Annotated in this window: 19 protein-coding genes; 10 read left to right on the top strand and 9 right to left on the bottom strand. The window is 74.0% G+C overall.

What is annotated here, in order from left to right; all coding sequences use genetic code 11:
- Positions 1-8: 8 nt before the first annotated feature.
- The 4 genes from tnpA (at position 9) to NDAS_RS07080 (ending at position 2,299) form a co-directional block, all read left to right on the top strand.
- Entirely contained in the window at positions 9-437 is a 429-nt protein-coding gene (tnpA, locus tag NDAS_RS07095; protein ID WP_013152466.1) for an IS200/IS605 family transposase, read from the top strand.
- A gap of 65 nt (positions 438-502) precedes the next feature.
- On the top strand, positions 503-760 hold the full coding sequence (locus NDAS_RS07090) for a hypothetical protein (protein ID WP_013152465.1): 258 nt from the start codon (positions 503-505) through the stop codon (positions 758-760).
- Positions 761-1,084: 324 nt separating this feature from the next.
- Complete coding sequence (locus NDAS_RS07085; RefSeq protein WP_013152464.1) at positions 1,085-1,354, top strand: hypothetical protein; 270 nt, start codon at positions 1,085-1,087, stop codon at positions 1,352-1,354.
- A 123-nt stretch (positions 1,355-1,477) separates the two neighbouring features.
- Positions 1,478-2,299, top strand: coding sequence for a CPBP family intramembrane glutamic endopeptidase (locus NDAS_RS07080; protein ID WP_013152463.1), 822 nt, complete (start codon positions 1,478-1,480; stop codon positions 2,297-2,299).
- Here the strand turns inward: NDAS_RS07080 and NDAS_RS07075 are convergent.
- Complete coding sequence (locus NDAS_RS07075; RefSeq protein WP_013152462.1) at positions 2,268-3,554, bottom strand: CynX/NimT family MFS transporter; 1,287 nt, start codon at positions 3,552-3,554, stop codon at positions 2,268-2,270. The genes NDAS_RS07080 and NDAS_RS07075 overlap by 32 nt on opposite strands.
- 169 nt (positions 3,555-3,723) lie before the next feature.
- On the opposite strand from NDAS_RS07075, the gene NDAS_RS07070 reads away from it, so the two are divergent.
- On the top strand, positions 3,724-4,425 hold the full coding sequence (locus tag NDAS_RS07070; RefSeq protein ID WP_013152461.1) for a FadR/GntR family transcriptional regulator: 702 nt from the start codon (positions 3,724-3,726) through the stop codon (positions 4,423-4,425).
- A 211-nt stretch (positions 4,426-4,636) separates the two neighbouring features.
- On the opposite strand, the gene NDAS_RS07065 is transcribed toward NDAS_RS07070, so the two are convergent.
- Together NDAS_RS07065 and NDAS_RS07060 are read right to left on the bottom strand one after the other, a co-directional pair.
- Complete coding sequence (locus NDAS_RS07065) at positions 4,637-5,389, bottom strand: RraA family protein (protein ID WP_041552506.1); 753 nt, start codon at positions 5,387-5,389, stop codon at positions 4,637-4,639.
- Between the two features lie 262 nt (positions 5,390-5,651).
- Positions 5,652-6,560, bottom strand: a complete 909-nt coding sequence (locus NDAS_RS07060; RefSeq protein WP_013152459.1) for an Lrp/AsnC family transcriptional regulator — start codon at positions 6,558-6,560, stop codon at positions 5,652-5,654.
- A gap of 494 nt (positions 6,561-7,054) precedes the next feature.
- Here NDAS_RS07060 and NDAS_RS07055 point away from each other — a divergent pair, with 494 nt between their 5' ends.
- The 3 genes from NDAS_RS07055 to NDAS_RS07045 all read left to right on the top strand — a co-directional run bounded on the left by NDAS_RS07055 (position 7,055) and on the right by NDAS_RS07045 (position 10,448).
- On the top strand, positions 7,055-8,590 hold the full coding sequence (locus NDAS_RS07055; RefSeq protein ID WP_013152458.1) for an LCP family protein: 1,536 nt from the start codon (positions 7,055-7,057) through the stop codon (positions 8,588-8,590).
- Positions 8,591-8,717: 127 nt separating this feature from the next.
- Positions 8,718-9,506, top strand: a complete 789-nt coding sequence (locus NDAS_RS07050; protein ID WP_013152457.1) for a hypothetical protein — start codon at positions 8,718-8,720, stop codon at positions 9,504-9,506.
- Positions 9,507-9,659: 153 nt separating this feature from the next.
- Positions 9,660-10,448, top strand: a complete 789-nt coding sequence (locus NDAS_RS07045) for a hypothetical protein (protein ID WP_013152456.1) — start codon at positions 9,660-9,662, stop codon at positions 10,446-10,448.
- Between the two features lie 247 nt (positions 10,449-10,695).
- On the opposite strand, the gene NDAS_RS07040 is transcribed toward NDAS_RS07045, so the two are convergent.
- Entirely contained in the window at positions 10,696-10,905 is a 210-nt protein-coding gene (locus tag NDAS_RS07040) for a dodecin (protein WP_013152455.1), read from the bottom strand.
- Positions 10,906-11,450: 545 nt separating this feature from the next.
- Between NDAS_RS07040 and NDAS_RS07035 the strand changes: the two genes are divergently transcribed.
- Positions 11,451-11,660, top strand: a complete 210-nt coding sequence (locus NDAS_RS07035) for a hypothetical protein (protein WP_013152454.1) — start codon at positions 11,451-11,453, stop codon at positions 11,658-11,660.
- Positions 11,661-11,783: 123 nt separating this feature from the next.
- Here NDAS_RS07035 and NDAS_RS07030 read toward each other — a convergent pair whose 3' ends face one another.
- The 5 genes from NDAS_RS07030 to moaA form a co-directional block, all read right to left on the bottom strand.
- Positions 11,784-15,371 (bottom strand): hypothetical protein, encoded by a 3,588-nt coding sequence (locus NDAS_RS07030; protein WP_013152453.1) that lies wholly within the window; start codon positions 15,369-15,371, stop codon positions 11,784-11,786.
- Positions 15,372-15,457: 86 nt separating this feature from the next.
- Positions 15,458-16,057 (bottom strand): molybdenum cofactor guanylyltransferase, encoded by a 600-nt coding sequence (gene mobA, locus NDAS_RS07025; RefSeq protein ID WP_013152452.1) that lies wholly within the window; start codon positions 16,055-16,057, stop codon positions 15,458-15,460.
- A gap of 34 nt (positions 16,058-16,091) precedes the next feature.
- Complete coding sequence (locus NDAS_RS07020; RefSeq protein ID WP_013152451.1) at positions 16,092-16,529, bottom strand: hypothetical protein; 438 nt, start codon at positions 16,527-16,529, stop codon at positions 16,092-16,094.
- Between the two features lie 91 nt (positions 16,530-16,620).
- A complete protein-coding gene (locus NDAS_RS07015; RefSeq protein ID WP_013152450.1) occupies positions 16,621-17,808 on the bottom strand; it encodes an RtcB family protein in 1,188 nt (395 codons plus the stop codon).
- A 169-nt stretch (positions 17,809-17,977) separates the two neighbouring features.
- Positions 17,978-18,985 (bottom strand): GTP 3',8-cyclase MoaA, encoded by a 1,008-nt coding sequence (moaA, locus tag NDAS_RS07010; protein ID WP_013152449.1) that lies wholly within the window; start codon positions 18,983-18,985, stop codon positions 17,978-17,980.
- Between the two features lie 320 nt (positions 18,986-19,305).
- On the opposite strand from moaA, the gene NDAS_RS07005 reads away from it, so the two are divergent.
- Complete coding sequence (locus tag NDAS_RS07005; protein ID WP_013152448.1) at positions 19,306-20,142, top strand: alpha/beta hydrolase; 837 nt, start codon at positions 19,306-19,308, stop codon at positions 20,140-20,142.
- Positions 20,143-20,236: the final 94 nt, after the last annotated feature.

The following is a 20,236-nucleotide window of genomic DNA, read 5'->3' as shown; positions in this document are numbered from 1 at the left end:
TCTTATCCATGTCACCAAGGTGGAAACCAGATCCCAATGTCAGGCGTGGAAGAAGCGTCGTATCCGACCTTCAAGCTCATCTTGTCTTCGTCACCAAGTACCGGCGTGGTGTCCTCACCGACCAGATGCTGAACCACTGCGAACAGGTCATGCACCAGGTGTGCGAGACCATGGGAGCTGAGTTGCGCGAGTTCAACGGCGAGGATGACCACGTCCACCTGCTCGTGCACTACCCGCCCAAACTCCCTGTCTCGACACTGGTCAACCGGCTCAAGGGCACCTCGGCGCACTACCTGCGCAAGCAGTTCCCCGACCACGTGCGACAGTTCCTGTGGGGCAACCACTTGTGGTCGCCGTCCTACTTCGCCGCCTCGTGTGGGGACGCGCCGCTGTCGGTGATCGCGGAGTACATCGACCAGCAAAAACGCCCAGACTAACCGCCCGTTCGGGTGAGGGAAGCGATTCCTCCCGGCCATGAACAGCCGGGGTTCCTCGCTAGAAGATGTTGAAGGCGTTCGAACCGCTCCTCACCGCCCTGACCGCACTGCGCCGGGTGCTCGCCGTGGGCGCCCTGGCCACCGTCGTGGTCCTGGGCACCGCGGCCTGCGACGATCTCATGCCCAACGTGGACGTCGAACAGGGCGACGACGGAGACGACGGTGGAGATGACGGCGGGGACGGCGGAGACGGCGGCGGTGATGACGGGGACGACGACGGCGACAACGATGACGAAGACGACGGCGATGACGGTGACGACTGAGCCCGCGCTCCGTTGACCCGCGCCGCCGCCCGGGCGCGCTCGGGCGGCGGCGCGGGTCGGCCTCCCCCTCCTCCACAAGTTCAGGGCCCCTCGGCCGGGGTCCGCACCCGGACGGGGCCCTCTCCCCCGCCCGTTCGGACCCCTCCCCCCGTCCGCCGGACGGCGCGGCCCCGCCACACCGCGGCCTGTCACTCTCCGCGCTTTCCTGGCCACGGACACGGAACACGCCCTAGTGTGGGTCACGGACGGATAACACCCGGCTCGTGCCCGCCGCCCAGGCCCGGGCGGACCCGCGGCACGAGCCGCGACCCGAGGGAGTCAGCGATGAGCTTCGAGGACATCAGCAGCCGGACCCTGACCGCCCTGCGCCGGGCGCTGGCGGGCTCGGCGATCGCCGCCGTGGCCGTGTTCGGCGTCGCGGCCTGTGAGGACCCCGAGGGGGCCGACGCCCCGACCGTGGACACGCCGGGCGACGACCAGGGCGACGAGGACGACGGCGGCCAGGAGAACAACCAGGACGGCGGAGAGGACGACGACGGCGGGAACGAGGACAACGGCGGCGAGGGCGACATGGAGAACAACGACAACGGCTGACCGCCCCCCGCGCAGCGGCCGCACGCGCCGGGGCGGGCCCCCGGGCCGCGCCCCGGCGCGTCCTCGGTCCGCCCCGCTCCCCCAGGTCACCGGCCCCCGCCGACAGCGCGTACATTGCAACGCGTGACCGACAAGACCCACACCCCGGACGCCGAACTGCCCGCGGGGGCGCCGCCCGCCCCCGCCGCCCCCGTCGAGCGCGGCCTGCTGCGTTGGGAGATCCTGTGCGTGCTCGCCCTGTCGCTGGGCGCCGCGGCGGTCTCGGCGACCATCTCCTTCCTCGGCGTGCTCACCGAGCCCCAGTCACTGGCCGAGCAGACCGCCAGCCTGGTGCGCCCCCGGGCGGACCGGGAGCGCCCCTGGCTGGACCTGTCGTGGCAGCTGTTCGCGCTGGCCAACGCCCTGGTCCCGGTGCTGCTGGTGGCCTACCTCCTGCGCCGCTCGGGCGACTCCTCGGCCACGATCGGCTTCGACGTGCGCCGCCCCGGCTTCGACCTGGGCACCGGCGCCCTGCTGGCCGCGCTGATCGGCCTGAGCGGCCTCGCGCTGTACGTGGTCTCCTGGCAGCTGGGGCTGACGGTCACGATCAGGCCCAGCACCCTGGCCGGGAACTGGTGGGACGTGCCCGTCCTGGTGCTCCAGGCGGCCAAGAACGGGATCCTGGAGGAGGTGATCGTGGTCGGCTACCTGCTGCACCGGCTGGGGCAGCTGGGGTGGACGCCGTGGAAGGCGGTGCTGGCCAGCTCGGTGCTGCGCGCCTTCTACCACCTCTACCAGGGCGTCGGGATGTTCTTCGGCAACCTGGTGATGGGGCTGGTCTTCGGCTGGTTCTACCTGCGTTACGGACGCGTGATGCCCCTGGTGGTGGCGCACACGGTCATCGACGTCGTGGCCTTCGTCGGCTCGGTCTACCTCATCGGCCGTCTGGACTGGCTGCCCTCGTGAGGCCGCGGGCGGCGATGGCGTCCTCCAGGTAGCGGGGACGGCCCAGGAACAGGCCCGTGGCCAGGTTGACCACGACCAGCACCGCCAGCAGGAGCAGGGGCGCGTGCCAGCCGCCGCTGACCTCGCGCAGCAGTCCGAACAGGAAGGGCCCCGCCCCGCCCATGAGGTAGCCCAGGCTCTGGCTGACGGCCGAGAGCGCCGCCGTCCCCGCCCCGGTGCGGGTGCGCAGCGCGAAGGCGGTCAGCGCGAAGACGAAGCTGCCCATGCCGATCCCCACGAGTGTGGTCCAGGCCCACACCCCCGACAGCGGGGCGAACCACAGCCCGACCAGGCCCACGAGGTAGGCGGCGGAGAAGGCCAGCACGAAGGGGCGCTGGTCGCTGGTCCGGGTCAGCAGCGTGGGCAGTACCAGGGACATGGGGATGCCCAGGACGGTGAGGTAGGACAGCGCCAGGCCCGCGGTCTGGGCGTCCATGCCCTGGTCGCGCAGCATCTGCGCGTACCAGCCGAACATGATGTAGGCGACCGAGGACTGGGTGCCGAAGTAGAGGACGGACTGCCAGCCCAGGCCGGTGCGCAGCACCTGGCCGAAGCCCAGTGCCTGGGAGGCGTCGCCGCGCGCGGGCTCGTGGCGCAGCACCAGCAGCCAGGGGACGGCGGCCACGACGCCGAAGAGGGCGTAGGCGCCCAGGGCCGCGCGCCACTCGCCGGTGGACTGCTCCAGGGGCACGGTGGCCGCGGCGGCGATGGTGGTGCCCAGCGCCAGGCCGGTGGTGTACACGGTGGTCATGAGGCCCACGCGGTCGGGGAAGTGCTCCTTGACCAGGGCGGGCAGGATGACGTTGCCGACCGCGCCGCCGGACAGGGCCACCACGCTCAGGGCCAGGAACATCCACGGCTCGGGGGCCGCGGCCCGGGCGGCGAGGCCGACGGTGAGGGCGATGAGCGCGTAGACCAGCAGGTGGTGCTCGCCCAGGCGGCGGCCCAGGACGGGGGTCAGGCCGCCGAAGAGCGCGAAGCACAGCACGGGCAGGGTGGTGAGGATCCCCGCGCCGACGGCGGTCATGCCCAGCCCGGCGGTGACCTCGTCGAGCACGGGGCCGACGCTGGTGATGGCGGTGCGCAGGTTCAGGGCCGCCAGGGCGATTCCGGCGGCGAGCAGCAGCAGTGCCGCGCGCGGTGGACGGCTCGGGGCGGTCCGGCCTGCGGCGGGGCCGCTCGTCACGGGGGTGCGGGGGGCTGGTCCGGCGCTCATGGAGGCGACTCGCAGAAATTCATAGGATGACCCGATGTACTTCATGAGGATAACGCATTATCGTTCGAAGCCAATTCCCGACCGCAACTGGTCTAAGCTCCGGCCTTAACCGTTCCGTACCTGTGCGCTGGCCCAGTCATCCGGCGACCCGCCCCTAGGAGGTATACGCGTGCCCCTCGCCTCGACACGCCGGACCGGTCTCGTCGACCAGGTCATCAGTCAGTTACGAGCACAGATCGACTCGGGCGAGTGGGGTGTGGGCGACCGCATCCCCACCGAGTCGGAGCTCTCCGACCAGCTGGAGGTGGGCCGCAACACCGTCCGCGAGGCGGTGCGCGCCCTGGCCCACGCCGGGCTGCTGGAGATCCGCCAGGGGGCGGGCACCTTCGTGCGGGCCTCCAGCGAACTCGGCGGCGCCCTGCGGCGCCGTCTGGAGCGCTCCCGCCTGCGGGAGAACCTGGAGGTGCGCCGCGCGCTGGAGGTGGAGGCGGCCCGGCTGGCCGCGCTGCGCCACAGCGAGGAGGACATGGCCGACATCGACCGCGCCATGGCGCTGCGGGAGGCCGCCTGGCGCGAGCGCGACATGGGCGCGTTCGTGGAGGCGGACTTCACGTTCCACCGCGCGGTGGTCAACGCCACCCACAACACCCTGCTCATCGACCTGTACGACGACATCGCGCAGGTGGTGTACGCGAGCATCGCGCACACGGCCTACGAGCAGGGCGCCGAGGCGACCGACCGGCCCTCCTCGGCCACCGACGGCGTGGACCACTCCAAGCTGACCGAGGCGATCCGCGACGCCGACGCGGCCGGGGCCGCGCGGGAGGCCACCTGCTACATCGACGAGCTGCTCTCGTTCACCGAGGACTGAGCGGCCCGCGTCGGCCCCCGTCCGGCCGGGCGGCGCCCCCAAGGCCTGGGAGCGTTCCCACGCGCTTCCGGGCCGGTGCGTCCGCACCGGGTTCCGTCCGCCCCAGAAGGCCCGTGCGGGCCCGGCGGGCGCGCCGCGCGGCCGTGGGCGTCCCGGGGCCGGGGAACGCCTTCCGGCTCGGCCCCCGGCCGCCGCTGAGGGGCCTTGCGGCTCACTCCCGGGGGTCGCCCACGGCGGAGCGCGGCGAGAACCGCGAACGGGCCGCAGGATGCCCCTCGGCGCCGCGCGCGGCGGTGTCGCGCAGGGCGCCCAGGGTCCGCGGACGCCCCGGGCGCCGCGAGCGGTGCTCGGAGCGGTCCTCCCAGCCCGCGACCCGCGAGGGGTCCAGGCCGAGCAGGTCCAGGGTGCTCTCCCCCGCGTAGACGGCGTCGATGATCTCGCGTTCGCGCGAGACGCTGTCCACGGTCGCGGCGATGATGGAGCCGACCTGCCCCCGGGGCAGGCACACCACGCCGTCGTCGTCGGCGACGATCCAGTCGCCCCGGCGCACCGGCAGGGGCGCGGGGCCGCCCGGCGTCATGCTGATCTGGCGGCCCACCGAGCCGCCCGCCTCGTGCGCGGCCTCACGGACCGCGACCCCGGCCCCGAAGACCGGCAGGGCGCACCGGGCGATGGCCGCGATGTCGCGGACGCAGCCGTCCAGGACGATGCCCGCGACCCCGCGGGTGCTCGCGGCCACGGCCAGGATCTCGTCCACGTAGCCGTACTCGGCCTCCCCCGCGACGTCCACCACGAGGGCGGAGCCGGGCGGGGCCTGGGCCACCGCGACGTGGATGGCGAGGTTGTCCCCCGGGGTGCAGCGGACCGGGAAGGCGGTCGCCGCGAAGGCGGCCCCCGGCCAGACGGAGAACAGGTGCGTCCCGAACGGCCGGCCGCCGCACCGCGCGAGCGCCACCGTGCCCACAGCCGTCAACGTTTCCGCCAATGCCACGTCAGCCTCCCACTACACCCGCGCCCGGTGCGGCCGGTACGGACCGACCCCTTCCCATACTCACCGGTAACTTAAGCGTGACGCAAGCCATGCACGCCGGAAACACGTAAAAATGCTACCGCTGGTTACAGATACGGACGGAAGAGGCCGCCCGCGCCTACCCAGCGTGCCCGCCGCCGGGGCACCGGCCCGCGGCGCGCCCCTCTCCGCGCGTCGCGCCGCGGATCGTCGACCCCTAGGGCGCGACCCACTCCAGGGGACGGTCGCCCCCCTTGCGCTCCTTGCGCACCGACAGGTGGTCCCAGGACTCCACGTAGCCGACCCCCGGGGTGGCGCGCACCCCCTCCAGGGCCTCCACCAGCTGGCAGCGGTCGGGCGCGGTGAGGGTGCCGATGACGTCGTAGCGCCCGAAACCGCTGGCCAGGAAGGAGATCCTGGGCATGTTCGCCAGCGCGGCCCCCAGCAGTTCGGCGTCGCCCCGGCAGCGCAGGCCGAAACCGAGCCGCTCGTTGGCCCCCACCGCCGTGGGCTCCACCAGCGCGGTCACGTGCACCACGCCCGAGTCGAGCAGCCGCACCACCCGCGAGCGGGCCGCGGCCTGCGACAGCCCCACCTGGCGGGCGAGGTCCGCGTAGGAGGACCTGCCGTCCCTGAGCAGCTGCCGCACCAGGCGCCAGTCCAGGGCGTCCAGTTCGATGTCGCGCAGCTCCCGCACACTGCTGTGGGCGTCCTTGAACACCGAGTTGGCGCGGAAGACCTCCGCGCCGTCCACCCCCGGCAGCGCGCGCAGCTCCGAGAGCTCCTTGGTCAGGGCGGCGTCGTCGGCGACGCGTACCTGCGCCACGGCCGGGAACCGCCCGGCCGAGTGCGCGGCGAAGGTCACCGCCTCCCTCTCCCCCAGCGCGTCCAGCATCGGCCCCACGGGGCCGCTGACGCGGAACGACACGTGGCTGAGGACCTCCATTCCCACGACCCCGGCGTGCAGCACCCCGACGATCCTGATCGCCCCGGACTGCACGAGCTGGCGCACTCTGGCGCGTACCGCGGTCCTCGACAGGCCGACCCCGTCGGCCAGTGCCTGGAACGTCGCTCGGCCGTCCCCTTGCAGCGCGCGCATGAGCGCGGTGTCAACCGCATCGAGCACGATGGCTTGCCTTTCGTTCCCATGACGCCGCCCTTCCCCCGGACGGCGCCCCCTCCTGCGGCCAGATCATCGCAGCTGCGGCGAGCGCGCACTACTGATCGCCAAAGAAATCGGTTGATCTCCCCCTTTGGCGGTGCCGGAGGGGTCGGCCAACGCCCCATCCACCGCGTGCGAGACACATAACAGACTTGTATAGAACATCCCTCATGACTGAGTAGCGGTGCACACAAACCCGCGCAAAGCGCCACACTGAGAACTGTCGGGCCCGCACACGCACCCCGCGGGCTCTCCACGCCCGGAGGAGGACGGCCCGCACGGTACGTCCGAAAAGCACGGGTAGGCCCGTAGGGGAATCGGACGACCCTTCTCCGGCGTGTACATAACAAAGGTTTCGGACACGAGTCCGTGCCCGCGGCGTGGCACCGCACGGCGACCGCGGCGGGCACGGTGAAGACAACGGGGCGGTCCGCCCCGCGGCTGGAGAGGAACCACCGGTGACAGCGGAGGACGATCAGCGGGACGAGGCGCCCGCGCGCCCGGGTACGGGCCGGGCGCTGCTGTGGACCGCGGCGTCGGTTCCCCTCCCCGGGCTGGCCCACCTGCGGATGCGCCGCAGGGTCGCGGGCGCGGTGATCCTGGGGGTCTACCTGGCCGGGATCCTGGGGCTGGTCGTGTGGGCGTGGCGGCTGGGCGCCGACGAGGCGAACACCATGGCGCGGCTGGCCACCATGGCGCTCCAGGATCAGTGGCTGCTGGGAGCCATGGGCGTGGTGTTCGTCGTGGCGGTGCTGTGGCTGACGGTCATCGTGCACTCGTGGGTGATCACCCGGCCCGCCGGGGCGCCCCGGAGCTCGCGGGTGCTCGGCGCGGCCGTGGTGCTGCTGCTGTGCCTGACCGTCGCGGCGCCCTCGGCGCTGGCGCTGCACGGCGGCTACACGGCCTACCAGACGCTGAACAGCGTCTTCCACGCCGAGGAGGACCCCCTCATGCCCCCGCACGACGAGGCCGACCCCTGGAACGGCCAGGAGCGGGTCAACGTGCTGCTGATCGGCGCGGACTCCGCGGACAACCGCTACGGGGTGCGCACCGACAGCATGATGGTGGCCAGCATGGACACCGCGACCGGCGACACCGTGCTGGTGGGACTGCCGCGCAACCTGGAGAACGTGCACTTCCCGGAGGACAGCGCCCTGGCCGAGCGCTACCCCGAGCCCTACGGCTTCGACCTGCTGCTCAACGACGTGTACCAGACGGTGGCCGAGGAGCCCGAGGAGCTGGCGCTCAACCCGGACGCGGCCAACCCCTCCGCCGACACCCTCAAGAAGGTCATCGGGTACAACCTCGACCTGGAGATCGGCTACTACGCGATGGTCGACATGATGGGCTTCCGCGACCTGATCGACGCGATCGGCGGCGTGGAGGTGCTCATCGAGGAGCCGATCCCCTACGGCGTGCACGGCGGGGTGCTGGAGCCGGGCCTGCGCCGCCTCGACGGCCACGACGCGCTCTGGTACGGCCGCTCGCGGACCAACAGCGACGACTACGGCCGGATGGGCCGCCAGGGCTGCCTGATCAAGTACGTGGCCGAGCAGGTGGACCCGATGACCGTCCTGACGAGCTACCGCAGGCTCGCGGGCGCCACCGAGCGCACCCTGAGCACGGACATCCCCCAGGCCAAGGTGCCCGCGTTCGTCGAACTCGCCGACAGGGTCACCGACACCGGGAGCATGAGCACGTTCCAGCTGTCGCCTCCCCAGGTCAACACGGCCAACCCGGACTGGGAGCAGGTCAAGGCACTGGTCGCCGAGGCCATCACCGGTGGCGGGCCCGAGGGCGACGACGTGGCCGCCGAGCCCTCCGGCGCCCCCTCCGGGGAGGAGTCCGCCGCGCCCTCCGAGCCGGCCGAGCCCACGGAGGACGACGGGCTGACCGAGTGGCAGGAGTACACGGGCCTCGACGAGGAGGAGCCCGCCGATCCGGGCCGCCAGGTGGGCGAGGAGCCCAGCAACCTGGAGGCCCTGTGCCCCTGACCGGGCGCTGAACCCGGTGCGCGGCCCCCGCTCCCCAGCGGGGGCCGCGCGCAACCCCGCGTGACCGGTGTCGGTCAGAGGAACGCGGACCGTTGCGGGCCGCTCACCGCCGTGTGACCCTGACGCGGTGACCCCCGCGCAGATCTGGACCCTCGTCGCGTTGGGCGCCTTCCACGGCCTGCACCCGGGCATGGGCTGGCTGCTGGCCGTGAGCCGCGGCCTCCAGGAGGGCGGTCGCGCGGAGGTGCTGCGGTCGCTGCCCGCCATCGCCGCCGGGCACGCCGCGAGCGTGGCGGTGGCGGCCGTGGCCATCACCGCCACCGGCTCGGTCACCGCGTCGGTGCTCTTTCCGGTGGCGGGCGGCACACTGATCGTTCTGGTGGGGCTGGTGATGCTGCTGTCGCGTCGGCACTTCCACTGGCGCGAGGTGCGGCTGCCGCTGTGGCAGCTGTCGGCGTGGTCGTTCCTGATGTCGTCGGCGCACGGCGCGGGGCTGATGGTGATGCCGGTGCTGGCGGGCCGACTCGCGCACACGCACTCCGGCGGACACGGCGGGCACGGCGCCCCCGCGGAGGAGGACGCGGCCCCGGGCGGCGGGGCGCGGGAACCGGCCCTGGCGGGCGGAGACGGCGGAGGAGAGGGCCCGGCGGCGGAGACGGCCGGAGGCACTGGCGCGGAGACGGCGGGCGGGGCGGTGGCCGAGGGGGCCTGGACCCTCTGGGACGCGACCCTGGTCGGCCTGGCCGCGACCGGCGTGCACACACTGGCGATGCTGGGCGCGGCGGGGGTCGCGGCGCTGCTCGCGCACGACTTCCTGGGGGTGCACGCGCTGCGCTGGCGCGGTGTGACCATGGACCGGATCTGGGCGCTGACCCTGGTCCTGGGCGGGCTGTTCGTCCTGTGGTCGATCCGGTGACCCGCGACGGCGGCCTCCGGGGACGGTAGAGCCGCCCCGACGGGGGAAAAATGTCCGCGGTGCCGGAAACCCGGGGGTCCTCCCGGGAGTTGTCTCTCTGGAAACGCGCCGGCGGTGAGGGCACCGCCCGGCACGAACACGGAGGAGCGGGGCATGACACACAGCAGCTCGCGGCCCGAACGCCGGTGGACCGGCGTGCTCATGGCCGTGGCCGTTCTGTTGGTGCTGGCCGTCGTCGCCGTCGTGAGCGCGCGCTGGGTGGCGCGCAACACCGACCTGTTCCCCGCCTCGACGCCCTGGGGACCGGAGTGCTCGGTGTGGACGGGCGAGGTGCACGTCCGCCTGGACCGGGACCAGGCCCGGCGGGCGACCACCGCGGCCGCCGTCGCCGTGCAGGGCGACAGCGCCCCGATCGGGGCGCCCGACACCAGCGACATCCCCGAGACGGTGATGACGCTGCTGGAGGAGGGCCCGGAGGAGGACGCCGGACCCTCGCTGACCTGTCGTTCCACCAAGAACCCGGACCTGGAGGTACAGGAGGGGCTGGAGCCCTCGGGCCTGAAGCCGCGCGCCCAGCACCTGCTGGAGGGCATGGAGGCGCACTTCTCCGGCCTGAGCCTGGGCGGCTACGAGCCGGGCGGCTTCGACACCGGCCACGGCGACGACTCGGCGCACTACGACGGCCGCGCGATCGACGTCTTCTACCGGCCGGTCAACGAGGACAACCGCCGCGCGGGCTGGGTGATGGCGCACTGGCTGATCGCGCACGCCCCGAACTACGAGATCGACGTGATCATCTTCGACGACCGGATCTGGAGCACGAGCTTCCCGTCGCTGGGGTGGCGCGACTACGAGGCCGACCCCGACAACGAGATCCTGCGCCACCTGGACCACGTGCACGTGGACGTGCAGCGCGGGCAGGAGGCCCCCGAGGGCGGGTGAGGGGGCCGGGCCCGGCCCCCCGTCCACGGGTCGCACGCGACGGCGCGGGCGGGAGGCCGCGCACGGAGCGACGACGGCCGGAAAGCCGCGGCGGGCGCCGGGGAAGGCAGCCGGGGCCACGACGGAGCGCGCGGGTGCGGGCACGGGAGCGGCCGCGGGGACAGAAGACCGGGGGACCGCCGCGGGCACGAGGGGTGAGGCGGTCGCGGTCACGGCGGACACGGGCCGTGACCGCGGCCGCCCGTCCTCATTCCTCCAGGCGGAAGCCCACCTTGAGGCCGACCTGGAAGTGGGCGACGTCGCCCTCCTCGATGTGGCCGCGTATCTCGGTGACCTCGAACCAGTCGAGGCCGCGCAGCGTGGCCGAGGCGCGGTCGATGCCGTTGCGGATGGCCTGGTCGATCCCCTGCGGCGAGGTTCCGACGATCTCCGTGACGCGGTAGGTGTTGTGGGACATGTGGGACCCCCTGCGTGGTCGATTCTCGGCCGCGCGGAGCGCGACCCCCCGCCTCCTGCCTCCCCCCAATCCCCCGGAACCACACGGAGCCCTCCCGGCGCACCCGCCTCGCGCCGACGCGGAGGGGCCGGGCGCTTTGCCGTTGGCGGGGGCTTCCGGGGAACGCTGTTGGGGCTGGCTTGACCCGTGATCGCACCCCGCATACCAGGCGATATAAGCGAAATGCCAGGTAGTTGACGGTATGGGACTTAAGACCCTGTATCGGCGGGACTCTCCCGAGACAACGTCGTAACTGACTCTTGACGTACACCGGGGGGCATCGGTGTACATTGGGTCCTAGCGCTTCGGTCCCCCGTCGGAGCGCGGGAGCGGTGTTCCGAGCCCCCGTTGGAGCACCGCTTGCGACGCCGGGTGGTTTGCCCCCGTAACCACCCGGCGTCGCCTTGTGTCCGGCCCCGGGCCGCCCGCGCGGGCGGCCGGAGGCGAAGACCCGAACGTGCCCGTGGCTTGACCATGGAGGCAGTTTCCCGGCTTGGGGGTCAGCATTGGGTAAACCGGCGGAGACGCAGTGCTCGCGGCGCGGGTGCCGCGCCGAGGCGACGTGGGCGCTGGTGTGGAACAACCCCAAGCTGCACACCCCCGACCGGCGCAAGGTGTGGACGGCCTGCGACGAGCACCGCGAGTACCTGTCCTCCTTCCTGGACATGCGGGGGTTCCTGCGCGAGACCGTCCCCATGGACGAGTTCGAGGGCTGATCGGCTGGCGGGACCCGCCGTCGCGCCCTCCGGGTAACGGGATCGGCGTGGGACTCCGCGACGGTCCGCCCCTTCCGGGCGGGGCGGGCGCGGTCCGCGCCCGCCCCGCCCGGAAGGACTCCGCTACACCACCATCCGCCAGGCCGCGTCGCGCACCCTCTCATGGCCGAGGTCGCCCGCGCGGGAGAGCAGCTGCGGCCAGGGCCCGGCCCAGCCGGTCTCGGCGCCCGCCCGCTCCACCAGGCGCAGTCCCAGGAGGGCCGCCGTCTCCCCCGGCGCGCCCCGTGTCGCCGAGGCCGCGGCGAACAGGCGGCGCACCACCTCCTCCCGCGTCCGCGGTTCGACCTCCGACGCGCCGTAGGAGGGCTGGAGCGGCGTCAGGAGCCGGTCCAGCTCCCACCGGCCGACGGGCCCCCGGGCCAGCAGGTGGGCACCGGCCAGGAGCAGGTCCACGAGCCGCCGCGCCCGGGGAGCGCCGTCCGGGGCGTCGCACTCGGTCGCGAGCCTGCGCTGGACGAGGAGGAGCGCCTCGGGGGCGTACTCCCTCCGGATCCCGAGCATGCCGAGCACAGCGTCCGCCTGCTCCTCCAGCACGGGATCCCGCTCCCCGTCCTTCGACATCCGGCTCTGGAGGAGCCCGACCAGCCTCTTCACCCTCCGGTGGGCGGAGTCCTCCGCCTCCCGGCGGGGCCCGCGTGCGGGCACCCCGTGCCCGGGTCCGGGAACGGCCCTCAGGAGCCGGGCCAGCATCCCGCTGATCCGGTCGGTCCCGCGTCCGTCCAGGAGCAGCTGTTCGAAGGCGCGGACCGCCCGCTCGCCGTCCCGGTCCATGTCGCACACGGCCTCGGCCAGCGCGTCCGGGTCGTGGTCGGTCCAGGGCGCCCAGCGGCTGGTCCAGCCGGGGAACCGCCAGTGGTCGCGGGAGGGCTCCGGCAGCGAGGCCACCACCAGGGCGGCACCCTTCCTCCGCGACGGCGGACAGGTCAGCGGAGAGACCCGCAACACGGCGAACTGGATCTCCACCGGCGTGAACCCGGGCGCGCCTCGGGTCAGGACGGGCAGCGCGGCGGGGTGGTCCAGGGCGCGCATGAGCGCGCCCGCCACGGCCGCGCGCACGTCCCGGTGCGGTCCGTCGCCGGTGTCCAGGACACGGGCGAGGTGCTCGATCCCGCCGGGCGGGCGGTGGTGCTCCAGCAGCCGGGCGGCCGTCTTGCGGACGGTGACCTTGGCCGGACCGTCCAGGACACGGCACAGCGCCGGACCGAGGCGGGAGGGGGCGACACCCGTCGCGCAGCGCGACATCGCCGGACCGGCGGCCCGGGACCGGGGGCCGTGGGCGTGCGCCAGGACCAGGCCCAGAGCGCGTTCGAGCTCGTCGCAGCGGCCGAGGGCGCTCAGGGCGGCCTCGCGCAGGACCGTGTCGGGACCGTCGAGGTAGGGGGCCAGCCGGTCGGCCGCGCCGGGCAGCGCGCCCAGACCCCGCAGGGCGCGCTCGCGGTCGTCGATCGCCTGGGAGGGGTCGGCGGCGATCCCCGCCAGGTGGTCGGCGGCCCGGGCCCGCAGTGTCTCCGGCCAGTCCCGGACCGTCCGCCGGTCGAGGTCGGGCACCCAGGCGCCCGCGTCGGGAGCGGGGCCCTGCCCGCCAGCGTCGAAGGCGGTGCGGAGCGCGGACGGCTCGGCGTGGCGGACGAGGAGGCTCCACACCCGGGGAACTCGGGCCGTTGAGGGGTCGGCGTCGAACAGCGCCCGTGCGTCGGCGCGGGCGCCGGGGCCGGTCAGGTACAGCCGCGCCGCCTCGCGCGCGGTGGCCGCGGCCTCCGCGGTGGTGGGGACGCCGGTGTACCGGAGGCTGGAGGGACCGGTGGTACTCCCGGTTCCGGTGGGAACCACGGCACCCCCGATACCAGAAGGGTCCGTGGTGTCTGTGGAACCCGTAGCGGACGCGTCGTGGCCGAGGGCGGCCGCCAGGTGCTCGCGCAGTTCCGGAACCCCGTGCACGCGGCGGCCGAGTTCGCGGGCCAGGGCGACGGCGGGACCGAGGTCGCCCCGGGCGCGGGCGTCGTCGAGCGCCGGGGCCAGACGCCGGTACAGTTCCCGCTCCAGCCCCCGGGGCAGCACTTGGTCCAGGGCGGGGTCCAGGTCGATCCGGGCGGCCCGGCGGCCCGGCGCGCTCCACCACGGGGGGCGCGAGCGCGGACGGCCCCGCTCGCCCAGCCCCCGCGCGCCGAAGCGCGCGACCAGGCCGGCGTAGGCCTCCAGCGCCCAGTCCACCGCCTCCGCGTCCTGCCTGGTCAGAGGGTGGCGCAGCAGGGCGGCGGCCAGGTCGCGCAGGGCCCGGCGGGTGTCGGCCGAGGTGTCGCGCGAGCCCAGGGTGTCGGCGAGCACGCGGTGCAGGGCGGGCAGGGACGCCCGTGCGAGCAGCGCGGGGGCGACCCGCGAGAGGGCGCACAGCAGGGAGCGGCGGACCGGGTCGCGTTCGGCCCGGGAGCGCTCGGCCCGCTCGGCGAGCACGCGGGCCAGCAGGTCCGGGTCGCCGGTGCGGGCGGTGGCCTCCACCAGCCGGGCCAGGCCGCGCGCACGGCGGGCGGGGTCTCCGGCCGAGGCGGCCTCCTCCAGCGGTCCTGCCGCCTCCCCGTAGGGCAGGTGGGCGATCGCGTCCAAGTCCTGGTCGGGGTCGCCGTAGCGGGTGCTGCGGCTCTGGAAGGCGGTGGTCTCCGCCAGTGCGCGGCGGGCCTCGGCCTCGGCGCGGTCTCGGGGAAGCAGGTCGAGGTAGGGCAGCAGGAGCAGCGCCCCGCGGCCGTCCCCGCGCCGGGCGATCCGGTCCAGGTGGGCGGTGCGCACGGGCAGGGGCATGGCCCGCAGGACGGGCAGGACCTGCGCGGGGGTGTGCCTGGCGTACCTGAGCAGACCGCGGATGTCACGGGTGCCGCCGGGACCGGCGGGATAGCGGGTGGAGTAGTGGCGTTGGTCGCCGTCGCGGTGGAGCAGCCGGTGGGTGCGGGGTGCGAGGAGCGCGAGGTCGCGGCGTTTCTCGCCGAGTTCCCCGAGCAGGGTGGCGAGTCCGGCCGGTCGGACGGGGTCGAGCGCCTGGAGGACGCGCCTCAGGCCGGTGAAGCGCTCGAACGTCCAGCCGCCCCGGGAGTGCGTCTTCCGGAGCAGGTCCAGGAGGGCGTCGGGGTGGCGCCGGGCAAGCCGCCGCCAGGAACGCACGGCGTGGCGGAGGCCGAGCAGGTCTTCGGCGACCCGTTCGGGTGAGCACGCGGGCAGGAGGGCGGCGGCTTCGGCGTCGCCGTACTCCGCGCGCACGCGGGACAGGAGGGAGTCGGCGAGGCTGGTGCGCCGTGCGTGGTACAGGGCGCGGTAGAGGGCCCGGCGCAGACCGGTGGGCGCGTCGTCCAGAACGGGCGGCACGGCCTCGTCGGGCAGGGAGGACTCGCGAAGGGCGCGCAGTGCGGCCCGGCGGAGTTCGGGGTCGGGTCCGGCCAGATGCAGGGCCAGGGTGTCGGTGTCGCGCGCGGCCGCGGCCATGTGCACGGCGAGGCGTCCGTGACCAGCGGTTTCGAGCTGCCGGAGGATCCCGGTGAGGTGGGGTGTGCCCGCGTGGTCGCGGGCGTGGAGCGCCAGGGCGCGCATGCGCACGGAGACGGCGCGGTCCTCCACGGAGCGGAGGAGTGAGGTGGCCGACCCGTACGTCGGCGCGGTGGGGCTCAACGGCCCGGGCGGGATCCGCCCTTCCTGATCGTCATGGCGCACATCATGGACCACCGTGACGAGCCCGCGCAACCCCGGGGCGGCGCTCAGCCGGTCGGCGGCTCCAGGATCCGGCGGGCCCGGTCGAGGTCGTCGGGGGTGTCGCAGTCGGCCACGGCCAGGTCGTCGGCCAGGGCCACCGCGCGGGGGGCGAGGGGGCCGAACAGCCCGTACAGGGAGCGCCCCCGGTAGTCGGCGAGGGCGGCGCGCACGGTCCCGGTGCGCCACACCCCGGTGAGCCACTGCTCGCGTCCGGCCGAGTCCGCGAACACCGCGCCCGCGCCGTCGGCGTCCTGGTCGGCGGCGGCGCGCAGGGCGGCCAGGTGTCCGGGCTCCAGGTGGGGCAGGTCGGCGGCCAGCAGCGCGAACCGGGGCGTGCGCACGTGCGGCAGTCCGGCGCGCAGCGCGGGCACGGGGCCGGAGCCGGGCGGGTCCTCGCGGACGTAGAGCGCGCGCGGGCTCTCGCGGGGCGGACCGACCACGATCACCCGTCCCCCGTCCCGCGTCCCGGCGTTGTGGGCGCGGACGGCGTCGGTGACCCGCTCCAGCAGGGTGCGTCCGGCCACGGACAGCCCGGGCTTGTCGGCGCCGCCCATGCGGCGGGCCGCGCCCCCGGCGAGGACGACGGCGTCCAGGGTCTCGTTCATGGTTCCAGCATGGCCCACGGCGTCGGCGGCGCGCTCACCCCTCCGTCTCGGCGAGCCCGTCCATCACGTCGTCCAGGACGGTCCGGCGGTGGTCCATCGACATCAGCCGCAGCTCCTTGAGCGCGGGCACGGTGTCCACGCTGGTGCCCTCCGAGCCCCGCACCGTGCACACCCGCATGCAGTGCTGGGTGGGCTGGCGCCAGAAGTCGCGCTCCTCGACGGGGGCGATGCGGTACACCGTGGCCGGGTACGTGACCGGCCTGCTCGGGGAGTACCAGTGCTGGGTGCGGGACAGCACGAACCCGGTGAGGAGCGAGTCGAACACGCCGCCGGTGGCCAGGTCGGCCAGGGCCTCGCGGTCCCCCTCCCGGCGGCACTCGTCGCAGCCGTCCAGTTCCGCCCGCAGCAGCCAGCGGGCGCGGGCGTGGCTCACCTCGGAGTTCTTGAGTTTGCTCGGGTGTCGGTGTCCCATGCAGGGAAGGGTACGCCGCTCCCGGGACGCCGTCCGCGCGGACGGAGCGCTCCGGAAGCGGACGCCTCGGGGGCCGGACCCGCGCACCGCCTCAGCCCTTGACGCACACCACCTGGCGCAGGTGGGCGACCACCTCGACCAGGTCGGCCTGGGCCTCGATCACCGACTCCAGGTCCTTGTAGGCGGCGGGGATCTCGTCCACGACGCCCCGGTCCTTGCGGCACTCCACTCCCCTGGTCTGCTCGACCAGGTCGGCTTCGGTGAAGGTCCTACGGGCCTTGTTCCGGCTCATCCGCCGTCCCGCCCCGTGCGAGGCGGAGTTGAACGAGGCCGGGTTGCCCAGTCCGCGCACGATGTAGGTGCCCGTCGCCATGGATCCCGGGATGATCCCGAGGTCGCCCTTACCGGCGCGGATGGCGCCCTTGCGGGTGACGAGCACGTCCACCCCGTCGTAGGTCTCCTCGGCCACGTAGTTGTGGTGGCATGAGATCCACTGCTCGAAGCGGGTGCCCGGGACCTGCTCGGCCAGGGTGCGGCAGGCCAGGCCCATCATGACGTCGCGGTTGCGCCGCGCGTACTCCTGGGCCCAGAACAGGTCCCGGCGGTAGTCGTCCATCTCGGGCGTGCCGGTGACGAACACCGCCAGGTCGCGGTCGGGCAGGTCCTGGTTGTGCGGCAGCGCCTGGGCCCGCTCGATGTGGTGGGAGGCCAGCTCCTTGCCGATGTTGCGCGACCCGGAGTGCAGCACCAGCCACACGGCGCCGCCGTCGTCCAGGCACACCTCCAGGAAGTGGTTGCCGCCGCCGAGGGTGCCCATCTGGCGCAGGGCGCGCTCGCGGCGGGGGCGCACGGCGTCGGCCAGGGCGTCGAACCCCGCCCAGAAGCCGGACCAGTCGGCCTCGCGCAGGGTGGGGACGGCGGCGGGGTCGACCGGTTCGTCGTGGGCGTGGTAGCCGACCGGGATCACGGCCTCCAGGGCGGAGCGCAGCCGCCGGAGGTCGTCGGGCAGGCGCTCGGCGGTCAGGTCGGTGCGCACGGCGGTCATGCCGCAGCCGATGTCCACGCCGACGGCGGCGGGGCTGACCGCGTCGCGCATGGCGATGACCGATCCGACGGTGGCGCCCTTGCCGTAGTGCACGTCGGGCATGACGGCCAGTCCGTGCACCCACGGCACGCGGGTGACGTTGCGCAGCTGCTCCATGGCCGCGGCCTCGACCTCGTCGGGCGCGGCCCACATGCGGATGGGGACGCGTTCCCCGGAAACCTCGGTGTAGGGCATGTTCAGGCCACCTCCCCTTCCCGGCACGGCCTGTGCGGTCGTTCGTACGGGGCGCGTACGCGGTCGCGCCCCTGGGACATCAAGCCAGAGCCGGTCTGAGGAGGCAACGGATTTTAGGGCGGGGCGGGCGCGGGGTCCGGGCGCACCGGTGGCGTGCCGCGGGCGGGGCTCAGCCGCCGATGGCCGACATCGGCCGGGACGGCTGGAGGAAGCTGGGGTCGTTGATGCCGTGTCCGGGCAGCTTGGCGGACACCGCGGCGGTCCAGCTCCGGGCGATCTCCTCGTCGGTGGCGCCGCCCCGCAGCAGGGAGCGCAGGTCGGACTCCTCGCGGGCGAACAGGCAGTTGCGCACCTGTCCGTCGGCGGTGAGGCGGACGCGGTCGCAGGCGCCGCAGAAGGGCCGGGTGACCGATCCGATGACGCCGACGGTGGCCTGCTCCCCGTTGGGGAAGCGGGCTCCGCGCACGTGGAAGAGCTCGGCGGGGGCGCTGCCTCGCGTGTCGGCGTCGGCCGCGTCGAGCGTGAACTCGGTTTCGAGGGTGGCGAGGATCTCCTCGGCGGTGATCATGGTGTCGCGCCGCCAGCCGTGCTGGGCGTCCAGCGGCATCTGCTCGATGAACCGCAGCTCGTAGCCGTGCTCAATGCAGAAGCGCAGCAGGTCGGGGGCGTCGTCGTCGTTGACTCCGCGCATGAGCACCGCGTTGACCTTGACGGGGGTGAGCCCGGCCCGGGCGGCGCCCGCCAGGCCGTCGAGGACGTCGCCGAGCCTGCGGCGGCGGGCGAGGGTCTCGAACACGTCGGGGCGCAGGGTGTCGAGGGAGACGTTGACGCGGTCGAGCCCGGCCTCGGCGAGGGCGGGGGCCATGCGGGCCAGTCCGATGCCGTTGGTGGTCAGGGCGGTGTGGGGGCGGGGCTCCAGCGCGGTGGTTCCGGCGACGAGGCCGGGCAGGCCTCGGCGGAGCAGGGGTTCTCCGCCGGTGAAGCGCACCTCGGTGATGCCGAGGCGGGTGACACCGATGCGGATGAGACGCAGGAGTTCGTCGTCGGTGAGCAGTTCCGGCTTGGGCAACCACTCCAAGCCCTCCGGTGGCATGCAGTAGGTGCACCTGAGGTTGCAGCGATCGGTGAGCGAGACCCGCAGGTCGGTCGCCACTCGTCCGTAGGAGTCGGCCAGCACGGGCGTCACCCTCTCCAGTCCGGGTTGTCGGGCGGTCCGTGTACGAAGGTGTACCCGGCCCGAGGGGTACCCATAGATAAGCGTAGAAGATCCCTTTAAACGGCGGGCAGTCCTGATCGTGCCATATGCCGTTTTTCGTGGGCCAACACGAGACACCGGTCGGCGTATCGGGTGATCCCACACCCCCCGGAGCCACGGGCCGCGCGGTCCCGCCCCGCCCTGCTGCGCACCGGCCCCGCCGCGCCGTAGGGTGACCATCCGACGGTCGTACACGGCTTCGATCGTCGCAGACGAAGGCTCGGGCGAGGAGGCGGGACACGGTGATCACCACACGCGAGTGGGCCCTGGCGGGCGGACCGGACGGTTCCGGGAAGCTGGCGGCGCGGGCGTGGGCCCCGGCCGAGGGCGAGCCGACCTGGCTCGCGGTGCTGGTGCACGGCTACGGCGAACACCTGGGCAGATACCACGCGGTGGCCGAGGACCTGGTCAGAGCGGGCGCGGTGGTCTACGGCGCCGACCACCGCGGGCACGGGGGCTCCTCCGGTGAGCGGGTGCTGATCGACGACTACGCGGGCGTGGTCGAGGACGTGCACCGGCTCGTCACCCAGGCGCGCACCGCCTACCGGACGCTGCCGCTCGTGCTCATCGGCCACTCCATGGGCGGGCTCATCGCCTCCCGCTACGCCCAGACCCACCCCGAGCGGCTGAGCGCGCTGGTGCTGTCCGGGCCGGTGCTGGGCCGGTGGGAGGCCCTGGAGCGGATCGCCGCCGCCGAGGAGATCCCCGACGCCCCCATCGACCCGTCCACGCTCTCGCGGGACCCGGCCGTGGGCGAGGCGTACGTGGCCGACGAGCTGGTCTGGCACGGACCCTTCAAACGCGCCACGGTGAACGCCATGCTCACCGAGATCGAGCGGGGTCTGGCCGCCGGGAGCGTGGGACCGCTGCCGCTGCTGTGGGTGCACGGCTCCGACGACCGGCTGGTACCGCTGGAGGGCACGCGGGTGGGCGTGATGGCGATCATGGGCGAGGACTTCACCGCGCGGGTCTTCCCCGGCGCCCGGCATGAGGTGTTCAACGAGACCAACCGCGACGAGGTGCTGGGTGAGGTGGTCCGCTTCGCCCAGCGCTTCGCCGTGCCCGCGGGCGGCGTCTGAGGGGCGTGCCGGAGCGGCCGCCGGCCCGGCGCCGACGTGTCCACAGGCGCGGATCCGGGGTGGTGCCGGGGCGGCCGGGCGTGGTGAGCTGTTG

Origin of the sequence: Nocardiopsis dassonvillei subsp. dassonvillei DSM 43111 (assembly GCF_000092985.1) — a bacterium.
Taxonomy (GTDB): Bacteria; Actinomycetota; Actinomycetes; order Streptosporangiales; family Streptosporangiaceae; genus Nocardiopsis; species Nocardiopsis dassonvillei.
Note: the sequence above shows the minus strand (reverse complement) of the source record. Positions and strands in the feature narration are given on the sequence as shown.